At 69.1% G+C, this 15,932-nt stretch carries 14 protein-coding genes and 1 riboswitch; of the genes, 6 read left to right on the plus strand and 8 right to left on the minus strand.

The window, feature by feature from the left end:
* Positions 1-29: 29 nt before the first annotated feature.
* On the plus strand, positions 30-242 hold the full coding sequence (locus AMK10_RS04825; protein WP_073745065.1) for a hypothetical protein: 213 nt from the start codon (positions 30-32) through the stop codon (positions 240-242).
* On the opposite strand, the gene AMK10_RS04830 is transcribed toward AMK10_RS04825, so the two are convergent.
* From AMK10_RS04830 to AMK10_RS04855, 6 genes are all read right to left on the minus strand, one after another.
* Complete coding sequence (locus AMK10_RS04830) at positions 239-1,255, minus strand: ribonucleotide-diphosphate reductase subunit beta (RefSeq protein WP_073745067.1); 1,017 nt, start codon at positions 1,253-1,255, stop codon at positions 239-241. The genes AMK10_RS04825 and AMK10_RS04830 overlap by 4 nt on opposite strands.
* Positions 1,255-3,651: a ribonucleoside-diphosphate reductase subunit alpha gene (locus AMK10_RS04835; RefSeq protein WP_073745069.1), complete on the minus strand. Its 2,397-nt coding sequence runs from the start codon at positions 3,649-3,651 to the stop codon at positions 1,255-1,257. The genes AMK10_RS04830 and AMK10_RS04835 overlap by 1 nt, the downstream gene beginning before the upstream one ends.
* A gap of 141 nt (positions 3,652-3,792) precedes the next feature.
* Positions 3,793-3,915, minus strand: a riboswitch (cobalamin riboswitch).
* A gap of 53 nt (positions 3,916-3,968) precedes the next feature.
* The gene (locus tag AMK10_RS04840; RefSeq protein WP_073745071.1) at positions 3,969-4,469 is read right to left on the minus strand and encodes a GNAT family N-acetyltransferase; all 501 of its coding nucleotides are present in this window, start codon (positions 4,467-4,469) and stop codon (positions 3,969-3,971) included.
* A 123-nt stretch (positions 4,470-4,592) separates the two neighbouring features.
* Complete coding sequence (gene mctP / locus AMK10_RS04845) at positions 4,593-6,227, minus strand: monocarboxylate uptake permease MctP (protein WP_073745073.1); 1,635 nt, start codon at positions 6,225-6,227, stop codon at positions 4,593-4,595.
* Positions 6,224-6,487, minus strand: a complete 264-nt coding sequence (locus AMK10_RS04850) for a DUF3311 domain-containing protein (RefSeq protein ID WP_073745075.1) — start codon at positions 6,485-6,487, stop codon at positions 6,224-6,226. Before AMK10_RS04850 ends, mctP begins: the two co-directional genes overlap by 4 nt.
* Before the next feature lie 212 nt (positions 6,488-6,699).
* Positions 6,700-7,470, minus strand: coding sequence for a GntR family transcriptional regulator (locus AMK10_RS04855; RefSeq protein WP_073745077.1), 771 nt, complete (start codon positions 7,468-7,470; stop codon positions 6,700-6,702).
* Positions 7,471-7,753: 283 nt separating this feature from the next.
* On the opposite strand from AMK10_RS04855, the gene AMK10_RS04860 reads away from it, so the two are divergent.
* The 4 genes from AMK10_RS04860 to AMK10_RS04875 all read left to right on the plus strand — a co-directional run bounded on the left by AMK10_RS04860 (position 7,754) and on the right by AMK10_RS04875 (position 12,597).
* Positions 7,754-9,052 (plus strand): sugar ABC transporter substrate-binding protein, encoded by a 1,299-nt coding sequence (locus AMK10_RS04860; protein WP_073745079.1) that lies wholly within the window; start codon positions 7,754-7,756, stop codon positions 9,050-9,052.
* Positions 9,053-9,175: 123 nt separating this feature from the next.
* Positions 9,176-10,192: a carbohydrate ABC transporter permease gene (locus AMK10_RS04865; RefSeq protein ID WP_073745081.1), complete on the plus strand. Its 1,017-nt coding sequence runs from the start codon at positions 9,176-9,178 to the stop codon at positions 10,190-10,192.
* The gene (locus AMK10_RS04870) at positions 10,189-11,061 is read left to right on the plus strand and encodes a carbohydrate ABC transporter permease (protein WP_073745083.1); all 873 of its coding nucleotides are present in this window, start codon (positions 10,189-10,191) and stop codon (positions 11,059-11,061) included. The genes AMK10_RS04865 and AMK10_RS04870 overlap by 4 nt, the downstream gene beginning before the upstream one ends.
* A gap of 9 nt (positions 11,062-11,070) precedes the next feature.
* A complete protein-coding gene (locus AMK10_RS04875) occupies positions 11,071-12,597 on the plus strand; it encodes a glycoside hydrolase family 3 protein (RefSeq protein ID WP_073745085.1) in 1,527 nt (508 codons plus the stop codon).
* A 69-nt stretch (positions 12,598-12,666) separates the two neighbouring features.
* Here AMK10_RS04875 and nagB read toward each other — a convergent pair whose 3' ends face one another.
* On the minus strand, positions 12,667-13,452 hold the full coding sequence (gene nagB, locus AMK10_RS04880; protein ID WP_073745087.1) for a glucosamine-6-phosphate deaminase: 786 nt from the start codon (positions 13,450-13,452) through the stop codon (positions 12,667-12,669).
* Positions 13,453-13,998: 546 nt separating this feature from the next.
* Between nagB and AMK10_RS04885 the strand changes: the two genes are divergently transcribed.
* On the plus strand, positions 13,999-15,480 hold the full coding sequence (locus AMK10_RS04885; RefSeq protein ID WP_073745088.1) for a sensor histidine kinase: 1,482 nt from the start codon (positions 13,999-14,001) through the stop codon (positions 15,478-15,480).
* A gap of 180 nt (positions 15,481-15,660) precedes the next feature.
* Here AMK10_RS04885 and AMK10_RS04890 read toward each other — a convergent pair whose 3' ends face one another.
* Entirely contained in the window at positions 15,661-15,918 is a 258-nt protein-coding gene (locus AMK10_RS04890; RefSeq protein WP_003953983.1) for a WhiB family transcriptional regulator, read from the minus strand.
* Positions 15,919-15,932: the final 14 nt, after the last annotated feature.

Consider the following 15,932-nt stretch of genomic DNA (forward strand, 5'->3'; position numbering starts at 1 on the left):
AATCGATCCGGACGGACGACAGTAGAGCCATGAACACATTCCTGAGCTTCCTGTCCATAGCCGTACTTTTCGCCCTCGTCGTGCTGCCCGCGGTTCTCGGGTTCGCCCGCGAGCTCCGCATCGACCGCGAGCTGCGGGAGGCGGAACGCCGCCACGAGGCGCAACCCCCGGAAACGGCAGGCGCCGCGCGGCCTTTCGCGGCCACGCGGCGCCCCCACCTCAGGTCCTGGGCCAGGATCTAGAAGTCGTCGTCGAAGCCGACCGACCCCTCCACCGCCACCTGGTACGCGGAGGGCCGGCGCTCGAAGAAGTTGGTCAGCTCCTGCACCCCCTGGAGCTCCATGAACGAGAACGGGTTCTCGGAGCCGTAGAGCGGCGGGAAGCCGAGCCGGGTGAGCCGCTGGTCGGCTACGCACTCCAGGTACTGGCGCATCGACTCGGTGTTCATCCCCGGCAGGCCGTCGCCGCACAGATCGCGGCCGAACTGCAGCTCCGCCTCGACGGCCTCCTTCAGCATGTCGGTGACCTGCTGCTGGAGCTCGTCGTCGAAGAGGTCCGGCTCCTCCTTGCGGACGGTGTCCACGACCTCGAACGCGAAGTTCATGTGCATGGTCTCGTCACGGAACACCCAGTTGGTGCCCGTGGCGAGGCCGTGCAGCAGACCGCGCGAGCGGAACCAGTAGACGTAGGCGAACGCGCCGTAGAAGAACAGCCCCTCGATGCACGCGGCGAAGCAGATCAGATTGAGCAGGAAGCGGCGGCGGTCGGCCTTCGTCTCCAGCCGCTCGATCTTCTCGACCGAGTCCATCCACCGGAAGCAGAACTGCGCCTTCTCGCGGATCGAAGGGATCTCCTCGACCGCGTCGAAGGCCGCCGCACGGTCCTCCGGGTCGGGCAGATAGGTGTCGAGCAGCGTCAGATAGAACTGGACGTGCACGGCCTCCTCGAACAGCTGGCGCGACAGGTACAGGCGCGCCTCCGGGGAGTTGATGTGCTTGTAGAGCGTCAGCACCAGGTTGTTGGAGACGATCGAGTCCCCCGTCGCGAAGAACGCGACCAGCCGGCCGATCATGTGCTGCTCACCCGGCGACAGCTTGGCGAGGTCGGCGACGTCCGAGTGGAGGTCGACCTCCTCGACGGTCCAGGTGTTCTTGATCGCGTCCCGGTAGCGCTCGTAGAAGTCCGGGTAGCGCATGGGACGCAGGGTCAGCTCGAAGCCCGGGTCGAGCAGGTTCTTGTTCTCGGTGGTGCTCATTACTGGCAGGCCTCGCAGGACTCGGGGTTTTCGAGGGAGCAGGCGATCGCGTCCGCGTCGGGAGCGGCGGCCTGCTGCACGGGAATCGGGGCGGCGGCGACGGCCGTCCCGGACGCCGCGCGGGCGATCCGGGTCGCCGGGCGCGAACGCAGGTAGTACGTCGTCTTCAGCCCCTGCTTCCAGGCGTACGCGTACATCGAGGAGAGCTTGCCGATCGTCGGCGTCTCCAGGAACAGGTTCAGCGACTGGCTCTGGTCGAGGAACGGCGTACGGGCCGCCGCCATGTCGATCAGACCGCGCTGCGGGATCTCCCACGCCGTGCGGTACAGCGCCCGCACGTCCTCGGGGATCCAGGCGAAGCCCTGCACGGAGCCGCTCGCCTCGCGCAGTGCCTCGCGGGTCCGGGCGTCCCAGACGCCGAGCCTCTTCAGCTCGTCCACCAGGTAGGCGTTGACCTGGAGGAACTCACCACTGAGCGTCTCGCGCTTGAAGAGGTTGGAGACCTGCGGCTCGATGCACTCGTACACCCCGGCGATCGAGGCGATCGTCGCCGTCGGCGCGATGGCGAGCAGCAGCGAGTTGCGCATCCCGCTCTTCGCGATCCGGGCGCGCAGGGCGTCCCAGCGCTCCGGCCAGTTCAGCTCGGTGGCGTAGTGGTCGGGGTGCAGCACGCCCCGGGCGGCGCGGGTCTCGGACCACGCAGGAAGCGGGCCCGACCTCTCCGCGAGAACGCAGGAGGCCTCGTAGGCGGCGAGCATGATCCGCTCGGAGATCTTCGTGGAGAGCGCGCGGGCCTCGGGAGAGTCGAAGGGCAGCCGCAGCTGGAAGAAGACGTCCTGGAGGCCCATCGCGCCCAGACCCACCGGGCGCCAGCGGGCGTTGGAGCGCCCGGCCTGCTCGGTCGGGTAGAAGTTGATGTCCACGACGCGGTCCAGGAAGGTCACCGCCGTACGCACGGTGGCGTCCAGCCGCTCCCAGTCGATGGTGCCGTCGGCGACGAACGCGCCGAGGTTGACCGACCCCAGGTTGCAGACGGCCGTCTCACCGTCGTCGGTGACCTCCAGGATCTCGGTGCAGAGGTTCGAGGAGTGGACGACCCTGCCCGGCTCGGCGGTCTGGTTCGCCGTGCGGTTGGACGCGTCCTTGAACGTCATCCAGCCCTGGCCGGTCTGCGCGAGGGTGCGCATCATGCGCCCGTACAGCTCACGGGCCGGCAGGGTCTTGCGGGCCAGCCCCTTGGCCTCGGCGGCGCGGTACGCGGCGTCGAACTCCTCGCCCCACAGGTCCACCAGCTCGGGGGCGTCCGCCGGGGAGAACAGCGACCACTCGGTGTCCGCGTCGACCCGGCGCATGAACTCGTCCGGGATCCAGTGCGCCAGGTTGAGGTTGTGCGTACGCCGCTGGTCCTCGCCGGTGTTGTCGCGCAGCTCCAGGAACTCCTCGATGTCCGCGTGCCAGGTCTCCAGGTAGACCGCGGCGGCACCCTTGCGCCGACCCCCCTGGTTGACCGCCGCGACCGAGGCGTCGAGCGTCTTCAGGAACGGCACGATGCCGTTGGAGTGCCCGTTCGTCCCCCGGATCAGGGAACCCCGGGCGCGGATGCGGGAGTACGAGAGGCCGATGCCGCCCGCGTGCTTGGAGAGGCGCGCCACCTGGTGGTAGCGGTCGTAGATGGAGTCGAGCTCGTCCAGCGGCGAGTCCAGCAGATAGCAGGAGGACATCTGCGGGTGCCGGGTGCCGGAGTTGAAGAGGGTGGGGGAGGAGGGCAGGTAGTCCAGCCGGCTCATCAGGCCGTACAGGGCCGCGACCTCCTCCAGGGCGCGCTCGGAGGTGTCCTCGGCGAGCCCGGCGGCGACGCGCAGCATGAAGTGCTGCGGGGTCTCGACGACCTCGCGGGTGAGCGGGTGGCGCAGCAGATAGCGGCTGTACAGCGTCCGCAGCCCGAAGTAGCCGAAGCGGTCGTCCGCCCCGTCGGCGAGCGCCTGCTCGACCAGCGCGTCCAGAGCGGCGGCGTGCAGCGTGACGAACTCCGCCGTACGGTCCGCGATCAGGCCCTCGCGGTGCCCGGTGGCGACCGAGGCCGAGAAGGAGACCGCACCCTGTCCGGCCGCCTCGTCCGCGATGGTGCGGGTGAGGAGCCGCGCGGCGAGCCGGGAGTAGGCCGGGTCCTCGGAGATCAGGCCGGCGGCGGCCTCGGTGGCCAGCGAGCGCAGCTCGGCCTCGTCCGCCCGCGCGCTCCGGCCGCGCAGCGCGGCGGCCGCGACCCGTCCGGGGTCGGTGTCGGGCAGATCGGCGGTGAGACCGGTCAGGGTCCGCAGCAGGGCGGTCCCGGGGGCGTCGGCCGCAAGGCCTTCGGATTCCTCGGCTGAAACCGGATCGGCTGGCGCGATGGTCACTGGGGCTATCCCTCGCTCGGCTCTGGGCCTGCGGGAGCGGGGGCAGCCGGGGCACGACTGCGCCCACGAGAGGGCAGCACGGCGTGCACGGCGTCCACCGGCCCTCCGCGGGGCCCGGACGTCTCGGCGTCCGGTTCGGTCGAGCCGGACGCACTGTCGACAGGTCTTCGGACTTCGGGTGCGGATGAGCGCACCGATCACACCGTTGCGGGACAGTTCCGGATTCACACCGGATTCCCCTGCGGCGACAGCGAGGTCGAGCATACATGTGGGGGCTGCCCATTCAGGCAGCCCCCACATGTTGTGTCGCGGAGGAGTCAGAGCGCCAGGCGGTACGTCAGCAGCCGGAGGGCCGGCAGCGGGTTCCAGTCCCGCTCCGGGGTCCGTACGAAGCCGAGGCGCTCATAGATCCGGTGGGCGCCGCGCATGGCCGGCTGTGTCGACAGGACGATTCCGGAACGCCCTCCGGCGGCACTCGCCCGGTCCACGCACGCCCGTACGAGCGCCTCGCCCGCGCCCCGTCCACGAGCCTCCGGGGAGACGGCGAGCATCCGGAACTCGGCCTCGTCCGCGGTGGCGACGTCCGCCCACGGGCCACCGGACGCGACGTACGTGACGCCGCCCAGCAGCCGGCCGTCGCCGTCGACCGCGACCAGCACCTCGGTCTCGGCCGCCCGCTGCCCGACGGCGCGGAGCTTCTCCAGATACGGGTCGTCGGCGCCGAAGTCCAGGAGTCCGTCCCTGAGATACGCCTCCGCGGTGATCTCGCCCAGGGCCGCGTACTGCGAGGGCCGGATCCGCCTGATCGATAGGTCCATGGGCGCAGTCTGCCGCAGCCGGACGCGGGGACGCCTCTCTGTCTCCGGGGGGGGGCATGAACGGCGCCGTCCCGGCAGGGTGGGCCCTGCCGGGACGGCGCCGCGCTCCTGGTGCCCGCGGGGTCAGTGACCGCCCGGGGCGCCCACCGTGGCGGGCGGCAGCGTCTTCTGGACGCCGGGGTCGCCCACGTCCGCCGTGTAGTCGGACGGGGACGTCTCGTCGATACCCGCCGGGGCCTTCACCGCGTTGAGGACGAAGGTCAGCACGAGCACGACGACGACGTTCAGCACGAACGCGGTGAGACCGATGTAGCCGATCTCGCCGATGCCCGGGATCTCCTTCGAGGACCCGCCGAAGTGCTTCTGGGTCGGGCTGGCGACACCGTACGCGGCCACCGTGCCGTAGATCATGCCGACCGCCCAGCCGGCGATCAGGGCCCAGCGGTGGAACCACCGGGTGAACAGGCCGCCCACCAGGGCGGGCATCGTCTGGAGGATCCAGATGCCGCCCAGCAGCTGGAAGTTGATCGCGACCGTCTTGTCCATGGTGAGGACGAAGACGAGCGCGCCGACCTTCACCAGCAGCGAGACCAGCTTGGAGACCTTGGTCTCCTGGGCCGGGGTCGCGTCGGGCTTGATGAAGTCCTTGTAGATGTTGCGGGTGAAGAGGTTCGCCGCGGCGATCGACATGATCGCGGCCGGCACCAGCGCGCCGATACCGATCGCGGCGAAGGCCACGCCAGCGAACCAGTCCGGGAACATGTTCTCGAACAGCTGCGGGATCGCGAGCTGCCCGTTGTCCACCTTGATCCCGGCGGCGATCGCCATGAAGCCGAGCAGGGCCAGCAGACCCAGCATCAGCGAGTACAGCGGCAGGATCGTCGTGTTGCGCCGGATCACCTCACGGCTGCGGCTGGAGAGCGTCGCCGTGATCGAGTGCGGATACATGAAGAGGGCCAGTGCCGAGCCCAGGGCCAGGGTGGCGTACACCCACTGGCCGGAGGCGCCCGGCGCGAGCCCGGCCACGGGTTTGCCCGCCGCCTCGTTCGCCGCCGAGAACTTCTCGTTCGCCGCGGCGAAGATGCTGTCGAAGCCGCCCAGCTTTATCGGGATGTAGATGATCGCCACCGCGATGACGAGGTAGATCAGACCGTCCTTGACGAACGCGATCAGCGCCGGCGCGCGCAGGCCGGAGGAGTAGGTGTAGGCCGCGAGGACCGCGAACGCGATCAGCAGCGGCAGGTCCTTGATGAACCAGTGCGTGGTCTCGCCGCCGCCGACGCCCATGACGTCCAGCACGGCCTGGATGCCGACCAGTTGGAGCGCGATGTACGGCATCGTGGCGAGGATGCCCGTGAGGGCGACCGCCAGCGAGAGCCCCTTCGAGCCGAAGCGCCCCCGGACGAAGTCCGAGGTGGTGACGTAGCCGTGCTTGTGCGAGACCGACCACAGACGCGGCAGGAAGGTGAAGATGAGCGGATAGATGAGGATCGTGTAGGGGACCGCGAAGAAGCCGGCCGCCCCCGCCGCGTAGACCGCCGCGGGCACCGCGACGAAGGTGTACGCCGTGTAGAGGTCGCCGCCCAGCAGGAACCAGGTCACCCAGGTGCCGAACGACCGTCCGCCCAGGCCCCATTCGTCGAGGCTGGCCTCGTTCTCGGCCTTGCGCCAGCGCGCGGCCATGAATCCGATGACCGTGACGGCCAGGAAGAAGAAGATGAACACGGCGAGCGCGACGCCGTTCACGCCGTCCTTCATGCGGAAGCACCCCCCTTGCGGGCGCGCTGGTCACGCTGCCACAGCTTGTACGCGACCATGGTGAGCGAGGTCGAGATGAGCACCCAGAGCATCTGGTACCAGTAGAAGAACGGGATGCCGATGAAGGTCGGTTCGATCTTCGCGTACGAGCCCACCCAGAGCATCGCCACGAACGGGGCCACCAGACAGAGTGCGATGACCACCCTGACGGGTGTCACCGTGGGTCCTGTCGGTGGGTTCGCTTCGTTTTCTTCCGGCATGTGGCGACTCCGTCCCCTCGCTGATCACCTGGTGTAATGCGCAGGAAATCTAGGGGAGAGGTCCGGCCACCGTCACCCCCCGTCCGCATTGCGGTCCTGCAACGGTCCGCCGGAGCGCGGGAACAGGCGTGGCCGGAACCCGCCGGTGCCCGGAACGACCGATCCCCTCGCGCGGGCGCGAGGGGATCGTGGGCGAGGAGGCCGGGGCGGTCTCAGTCGGTGGGACGCTTCAGGCGCGCCACGAACTTGTAGCGGTCGCCCCGGTACACCGAGCGCACCCACTCCACGGGTTCGCCGTGTCCGTCGATCGAGTGACGGGAGAGCATGAGCATCGGAAGGCCGACGTCCGTGCCGAGCAGCCCCGCCTCGCGCGGGGTCGCGAGCGAGGTCTCGATGGTCTCCTCGGCCTCGGCCAGCCGGACGTCGTACACCTCGGCCAGAGCGGTGTAGAGCGAGGTGTACTTCACCAGCGAACGGCGCAGCGCGGGAAAGCGCTTGGCCGAGAGGTGCGTGGTCTCGATGGCCATCGGCTCCCCGCTGGCGAGCCGGAGCCGCTCGATCCGCAGCACCCGCCCGCCCGCGGTGATGTCCAGCAGTCCGGCGAGCGTGTCGTCCGCCGTGACGTAGCCGATGTCCAGCAGCTGGGAGGTGGGTTCCAGGCCCTGGGCGCGCATGTCCTCGGTGTACGAGGTGAGTTGCAGGGCCTGGGAGACCTTCGGCTTGGCCACGAAGGTGCCCTTGCCCTGGATGCGCTCCAGTCGGCCCTCGACCACCAGCTCCTGGAGGGCCTGGCGCACGGTGGTGCGCGAGGTGTCGAACTCGGCGGCCAGGGTCCGCTCGGGAGGCACCGGGGTGCCCGGCGGCATGGTGTCCGTCATGTCGAGGAGATGGCGCTTGAGCCGGTAGTACTTGGGGACGCGGGCCGTACGCGCACCCGCACCCGTACCGGTCTCGCTCGTACTGCTGGCCCCGTCGGCACCCATGGCCCGCCTTCCCGACTGCTGCGTTGCTGCCGTCACCGGCTCCTCCGTCTGTCGCGGCTCACATGGTGGCACGGTCCGGTCACGGGTCGTCGCCCTCCCTCAGGTGTCGGTCCGATAACGGACGCGAGTGCACTTCTTATACACCCTTGACACCCCTAAAGGTCTAGGCCAAGCTCCCGGTACTGGTCTAAACCATTAAAGACCAGGTCCCAGCCCCACAGGCACCAGGCTTACGTCTTCGCGGTGGGCGGGGGGTTGCTGGTATCCCTGAGGAGGGTGTGGCATGAAGCGCAAGCTCATTGCGGCAGTAGGCGTCGCAGCGATGATGACCGGAATCGCGGCGTGTGGTGGGGACAGTAATGAAAACGCCTCGAAGGACCCGAAGGACCGCACCGAGAGCCTGACGGTCTGGCTCATGGTCGACGCGCAGAGCACCTGGCCGGAACTGGTCAAGGACGTCAACGCGCAGTTCAAGAAGAAGTACCCGAAGGTCAAGGTCAACGTCCAGTACCAGCAGTGGGCGGACAAGGCCAAGAAGCTCGACACGGCCCTCGGCGGCGACAAGTTCCCGGATGTCGTCGAGCTCGGCAACACCGAGACGATGCAGTACATCCTGAACGGCGCCCTTGCCGAGATCGACCCCAAGAAGTACGACAACTCGGACACCTGGATCAAGGGTCTGAAGGACACCTGCACCTTCGAGGGCAAGCAGTTCTGCGTGCCCTACTACGCGGGCGCCCGTGTCGCGATCTACAACAAGGACATGTTCAAGAAGGGCACCGGCAGCGACGTGCTCCCGGAGACCGAGGACGAGCTGCTCGCCGCGCTCGACAAGGTCTCGGCGGAGTACACGAAGAAGGACAAGCGCTTCTCGTCCCTCTACCTGCCGGGCCGTTACTGGTACGCGGCCATGTCCTACGTGGCGGCCTACGGCGGCTCCATCGCCGAGTACGACGAGGGCGCGAAGGAGTGGAAGGGCAACCTCTCCTCCCCCGAGTCGCTGAAGGGCATCGAGCACTTCGTCAACCTGGTCAAGAAGTACAACAAGGCCGACCAGACCAAGGACGAGCAGGACCACGCCAACGTCATGGCCAACGAGAAGGCGGCCCTGATCTACGGCAACGGCTGGGAGGCCGGCTCCGTCGTCGACGGTGCCAACAACGGCAACCCGAAGCTCGAGGGCAAGATCGCGCCCGCCGGAATGCCCGGCCCCGAGGGCAAGGCGCTTCCGTCCTTCATCGGCGGCTCGGACCTCGCGGTGACCGCGAAGTCCAAGGTCACCGACCTGGGCGAGGAGTGGGTCTCGCTCTTCACCAGCGAGAAGTCGCAGGAGGTGCTCGCCTCCAAGAACATCCTCCCGAACAACGAGAAGCAGCTCGAGCCGCTGAAGTCGAAGCCTGAGACGGCCGCCGTCGCCAACGCGGTGCCGGACGCCTGGTTCACGCCGATCGCGCCGGGCTGGACCTCGATCGAGAAGGAGGAGGTCCTGGAGAACATGCTCCTGGAGATCCTCAAGGGCACCTCGGTGGCCGACGCCGCCAAGAAGGCCGACGACAAGATCAACGAGCTGATCAACAAGTAGTCGCGAGCCTTCGGCTCTCCAGGCGGGGGCCCGGCGAACACCGGGCCCCCGTCCCTTTCTTAGGTTGAGAACGCCGTGATTCCCGGGTAGAGACCCCGGGAATCCCGATGGAAGGTCAGTCACGTGACTGCTGCCGACACCAAGGCCGCCGGTCCACCGGTTCCCGTACCGGGTGTCCCGGAGAAGACCGGGAACCCGCCCTCCGAGCAGGAAGCCGCCGGGCCGGGCCCGAAGAAGCGGCGGAGGAAGGGGGAACTCCTTCCCTACTTCCTGATCCTGCCGGCGATCCTCGCCATCGCCGCCGTCTACGTCTACCCGCTGATCAAGACCGTGATCATGTCCTTCCAGGACATGGGGCGGGCGGCTCTCTGGGGCAACGGCGAGACGCCATGGGTCGGCCTGGAGCAGTTCACCAACATCCTCGGCGACCCCGAGTTCTGGTCGGTCGTCGGCCGGACCATCGTCTTCATGACCGTCTGCGTCGTGCTGACCATGGGCATCGGCCTGCTGATAGCCCTGATGATGCTGAGGCTCTCCACCTGGGTGCGGCTGGTCCTCACCGTGGCGCTGATCGCCGCCTGGTCCATGCCCCTCATGGTGGCCGCCTCGGTGTTCCGCTGGCTCTCCGACTCCGACTACGGCCTGATCAACACCCTGCTCGCGGACATCACGGGCAACGAGGACCGGTGGCTCGGCCACAACTGGTTCCTGGACCCCTGGCAGGGATTCGGCATCATCACGCTCCTGGTCGTCTGGGGCGCCATCCCGTTCGTCGTGATCACCATGTACGCCGCGCTCACCCAGGTCCCCAAGGAGCTGGAGGAGGCCGCCTCCCTCGACGGCGCCACCGCGTTCGGCGTGTACCGCTATGTGACCTGGCCGGTCATCAAGCCGGTGTTCACGATGGTCGCCACGCTCTCGGTCATCTGGGACTTCAACGTGTTCGGCCAGATCTGGCTGCTCCGCGGGAACAAGCCCGAACCCGAGTACGAGACCCTCGGCCTCTACTCCTTCTCCAAGGCGTTCGAGTCCACCTCCTTCAGCCAGGGCAGTGCGATCGCGCTGATCACCGTCGTGATGCTCTCCGGCGTCGCCGTCTACTACCTGCGCCAGCTGATCAAGACGGGAGAGGTCGAATGAGCGCCTCCACACCCACCGACGCGCCGGCCCAGGTCCTGAGGCCCGACCGCAAGAGGAACCGCCTCGGCTACAACATCCTGGCGCTGGTCACGGCCGGTGTCATGGCCTTCCCGGTCTACTGGCTGATCGTCAGCTCGCTCCGCCCGAACCACGAGATCCGGTCCTACGACCAGACGCTGTGGCCGTCGTCCCTCACCTTCGACAACTTCGCGCGCGCGGTGAAGCAGGACAACTTCGCCACGGCGATCCAGTCGAGCCTCATCGTCTCGGTCACCGCCGTCCTCGGTGGCATGATCATCGCGACGCTCGCGGCGCTCGCCATCGGACGCTTCCGTTTCTTCGGGCGGAAGGCACTGATGATGATCATGATCCTCGTCCAGATGCTTCCGCCGACCGCGATGCTGATCCCGATCTACCTCCAGCTCAACGCGATGGGGGGCATCGACGAGTACTGGGGACTCATCGTCGTCTACCTCGTCTCCACGCTGCCCTTCGCGACCATCATGATCCGCGGGTTCGTGATCAACATCCCGGTGGAGCTCGAGGAGTCCGCCATGGTGGACGGCTGTACCCGCATGGGGGCCTTCCGCCGGGTCATCTTCCCGCTGCTGGCGCCGGGGCTCGCCGCCGCGTCCATCTTCGCGCTGGTCAACGCGTGGAACGAGTACCTGTTCGCGTACATCCTGATCAACGACAACTCCAAGTACACGCTCAACGTGTGGCTGATGACCTTCACCACCGAGCGCGGAACGGACTACGGCGCGCTGATGGCGGCGTCCACGCTCATCTCCATCCCGGTCGTCATCTTCTTCATGATCATCCAGGGGAAGATGGCTACGGGGCTCACCTCCGGCGCCGTGAAGGGATAACGCAGCCCCATGACCACCCTCGTATCCACCACGGACACCGTCACACGTGACGCGCTCGCGGTCCTCCAGCCCGGCTTCACCGGCACGACCGCCCCCGACTGGCTCCTGCGCAGGGTCGGCGAAGGCCTGGCCTCCGTCGGGCTGTTCGGCCGCAACATCGACTCTCCCGAGCAGCTCTCCGCGCTCACCGCCCGGCTGCGGGCCGAGCGGGACGACGTACTCGTCGCGATCGACGAGGAGGGCGGCGACGTCACCAGGCTGGAGGTCCGCGACGGCTCCTCCTTCCCCGGCAACCTCGCGCTCGGCGCCGTCGACGACGTGGAGCTGACCCGGGCCGTCGCCCGGGAGCTCGGCCGCAGGCTGGCCGAGTGCGGCGTCAACCTCAACTGGGCGCCGTCCGCCGACGTCAACTCCAACGCGGGCAACCCGGTCATCGGAGTGCGCTCCTTCGGCGCCGATCCCGCGCTGGTCGCCCGGCACACCGCCGCGTACGTCGAGGGGCTCCAGGCCTCCGGCGTCGCCGCGTGCACCAAGCACTTCCCCGGGCACGGCGACACCGCGGTCGACTCGCACCTCTCGCTGCCCCGCATCGATGTGGACCTGGACACCCTGCACGCCCGTGAGCTGGTGCCTTTCCGGGCGGCTCTCGCAGCGGGTTCCAAATCAGTGATGAGTGCACATATCCTGCTACCCGCACTCGACCCGACCCGGCCCGCGACCCTGAGCCCGCAGATCCTCACCGGTCTGCTGCGCGAGGAGCTGGGCTACGACGGGCTGATCGTCACCGACGGCATGGAGATGGACGCCATCGCCGGCACGTACGGCATCGAGCGCGGGTCCGTACTCGCCATAGCCGCGGGCGCCGACGCCATCTGCGTCGGCGGCGGGCTGGCCGACGAGGAGACCGTGCTACGGCTGCGCGACGCGCTGGTGACGGCGGTGCGGACCGGAGAACTGCCCGAGGAGCGGCTGGCCGACGCCGCCGCACGTGTACGGACCCTCGCGTCGTGGACGCGGGGGGCCAGGGGGGCTGCCTCGGAGCCGGGCGCGGACACGCAGGAGGGGACCGCGCCCGGCACCGGAGCCGGCATCGGGCTGATCGCGGCCCGCCGTGCCGTCACGGTCACGGGTTCCGCCGAGCCGCTGACCGAGCCGGCGTACGTCGCGGCCTTCACCCCGGTCGCCAACATCGCGGTCGGCGCGGAGACCCCCTGGGGCCTCGGTGCCGAGCTGTCCCGGATGCTGCCGGGCACCACGACGGACACCTACGGCAGCGACAGCGAGGCGCCCGCGGCCGAGGTGCTGAGGGCGGCGGGGGAGCGGCGCGTCGTCGCCGTCGTCCGCGACCTCCACCGGCACGCCTGGATGGCCGCCGCCGTGGACGCCCTGGTGGCGGCCCGCCCCGACACGGTCGTGGTCGAGATGGGCCTGCCCGAGGCGCCGCCCCGGGGTGCGCGGCACATCGCGACGTACGGCGCGGCGCGGGTGTGCGGCGTCGCGGCGGCGGAAGTGATCACGGGGCGCACCGGGTCCTGAACCGGCCGGGCAACGCGTGAGGGCCGGGTCACCGCACAGGTGACCCGGCCCTCACGCGTACGGGGAGGCTCAGAGGCCCTGCCACTGCGGCTTCGCCGCGTAGGTGGCGCGGAAGTAGTCCGCCAGCTTCAGCTTCGACGCGGCCGCCTCGTCGACCACGACCGTGGCGTGCGGGTGCAGCTGGAGCGCCGAGGCGGGGACGACGGAGGCCACCGGGCCCTCGACCGTGCGCGCCACGGCCTCGGCCTTGCCCTCGCCGGTGGCCAGCAGGATCGGGTGGCGCGAGTCCAGGATCGTGCCGATGCCCTGGGTGATGACGTGGTGGGGCACCTGCGCGATGTCGTCGTCGAAGAAGCGCGCGTTGTCGAGCCGGGTCTGCTCGGTCAGCGTCTTGATGCGGGTGCGGGAGGCGAGCGAGGAGCACGGCTCGTTGAAGCCGATGTGCCCGTCGGTGCCGATGCCGAGCAGCTGGAGGTCCACTCCGCCCGCCTCGGCGAGCGCCTTGTCGTACGCCTCGCAGGCGGCCTGGACGTCCTCGGCGCTGCCGTCGGGGCCCATGAAGGACTTCTCGGACAGCCCGAGCGGCTCGACGACCTCGCGCAGCACGACGGAGCGGTAGGACTCGGGGTGGCCGGCGGGCAGCCCCACGTACTCGTCGAGCTGGCAGATGCGGGCGTCCGACGCGTCCACGGCGCCGGAACGGACCTTCGCCGCGAGGGCCTGGTAGATGGGCAGCGGGGTCGAGCCGGTGGCAACGCCGAGCAGGGCGTCGGGCTTGCGGCTCAGCAGGGCCGCGATGGCCTCCGCGATGAGTTCTCCGCCTGCCGAGGCGTCCGGGACGATGACAACTTCCACGCTGTGCCTGCCGATCTGAAGAGTGGCGGGTGGTATAGACCAATCTAGGCGCCCAATCTAGCAGAACGGGGCGGCCCGAAGGTGAACCGTCCGTATACGGGTCGCTGGTTGTCGCCCTGTCGGCGGACGATCACGTCCGCGGGGGCGCAAGCCCCTCGGAGGGCCTCGCGGGACCCCCGGAAACACCCGCGGGCCGCGGCGCCGGGACGGGACCCTCAGCCCGTCCGGCACCGCAGCCCGGAGTTTCCTGGCCGGCGGTGTGCGGTGCCTCCGGCCATGTGAGGCACCGGCGCAGTCAGGGCAGAGAGCGCCGGGTACCCCGGTCCGTTCTCCTGTGCGGGGAGAACGGAGGTCTGTCGTGTACGGGACGTCTCCTGAGTGTGACGTCCCTACACGGTGCATTGTGGACTAGACCAATAGCCCGTGTCCATCCATGGGCGCGGAATTTCCTGTCGAGGTGCGCCCCTCCCACAGTGTCACGCATCGGAGGGCCGATCGGTTCGGAACCTCTTCGTTTCCGCGGGTACGCTCGCACATGTGCCCTCCATGAACGATCTGGTCCGCCAGCACACAGCCCTCAGTGACACCGACCTCGAGTGGCTCCATCTGCTGGTCTCGGAGTGGCAGCTGCTCTCCGATCTCTCCTTCGCCGACCTCGTCCTGTGGGTGCCCACCCGCGACGGGACCCGCTATGTGTCCGTGGCGCAGATGCGGCCCAACACCGGCCCCACCTCCTATCAGGACGACATGGTCGGCCACCTCGTGCCGCGTGGCCGCCGCCCGCTGCTGGACGCGGCCCTCGACGAGGGCCGCATCGTGCGCGAGGGCGATCCGGAGTGGCGTGAGGAGGTGCCCGTCCGGGTCGAGTCGATCCCCGTACGCAGGGAGGGCCGGGTCCTCGGGGTCATCGGCCGCAACACCAACCTGCTCACCGTGCGCACGCCGTCCAGGCTGGAGCTCACCTACCTCCAGTCCGCCTCCGACCTGGCCCAGATGATCGCCGCCGGGACCTTCCCGTTCCCCGGTCAGCAGGTCGACATGGATGTCTCGCCGCGGGTCGGCGACGGGCTGATCAGGCTCGACGCCGACGGCATCGTGCAGTACGCCAGCCCCAACGGCCTCTCCGCCTACCACCGGCTCGGCCTGGCGTCGGACCTCGTCGGCCACAACCTCGGCGCCACGACCGCCGAACTCGCGCCCTCGCGCGGCCCGGTGGACGAAGCCCTGGTCAAGGTGGCGAGCGGATACGCGCCCAGGGAGTTCGAGGTCGAAGGAGCGGGTGGAGTCATCCAGCTGCGGGCGATCCCGCTCAAGCCCAAGGGCGTCCGCATCGGCTCCCTGGTCCTGCTCCGCGACGTCACGGAACTGCGGCGCCGCGAGCGGGAATTGATCACGAAGGACGCCACCATCCGGGAGATCCACCACCGGGTGAAGAACAACCTCCAGACGGTGGCCGCCCTGTTGCGTCTCCAGGCGCGCAGGATGGACTCGGAGCGGGGCCGCGAGGCGCTCAACGAGGCGGTACGGCGCGTCGGTTCGATCGCCATCGTGCATGAGACGCTGTCCCAGAATCTGGACGAGCGGGTCGAGTTCGACGAGATCGCCGACCGGGTGATCGCGATGGTCGCCGAGATCTCGCCCGGGAAGGTCACCTGCCGCCGCACGGGGCGCTTCGGCATCCTCGACGCGGAAGTGGCCACTCCGCTCTCGATGGTGCTCACCGAGGTGCTCCAGAACGCGCTGGAGCACGCGTTCACCGTCGCCGAGCAGGGCACGGTGGAGGTGTCCGCCGTGCGCGGCGGCTCATCGGCCGACGGCCGGCTGCTGATCACCGTGACGGACGACGGGCGGGGCCTGCCCGAGGGCTTCGATCCTCAGAAGGCCGGCAATCTGGGACTCCAGATCGTGCGGACGCTGGTCGAGGGCGAACTCGGCGGCACCTTCGGCATGGTCCCCGCGCCGGTGCGCGGCACACAGGTCGTGCTCGACATCCCCGTCCGGAACGCCCCCGCCCGGAACGAGAAGTAGCGGAGCACCGCTCGGCGGACACAGCAGTGGGCCCGGACCGTGGTAACGGTCCGGGCCCACTGCGTGGTGCTCACGGTGCGATGCGCTTCGGGGGTACTGCGCGCTGCGACTCGAAGGCGGGGCTGTGCGTACGCTCTGTACGCGCCGCCGGGCTGAGGCTCGTCGTGCGGGGGGCGTCGGTCAGGCGCTGGCGTTACGCGCCCGGTTGCGAGCGGCACGGCGCTTCATTGCGCGGCGCTCGTCCTCGCTGAGGCCACCCCAGACGCCGGAGTCCTGACCGGACTCGAGCGCCCACTGCAGGCACTGCTCCATGACGGGGCAGCGACGGCAGACGGCCTTGGCTTCCTCGATCTGCAGCAGCGCAGGACCGGTGTTGCCGATGGGGAAGAACAGCTCGGGGTCTTCCTCACGACAAACGGCGTTGTGACGCCAGTCCATGGCTGCTACCTCTC

Source organism: Streptomyces sp. CB02058 (assembly GCF_001905505.1).
Lineage (GTDB): Bacteria > Actinomycetota > Actinomycetes > Streptomycetales > Streptomycetaceae > Streptomyces.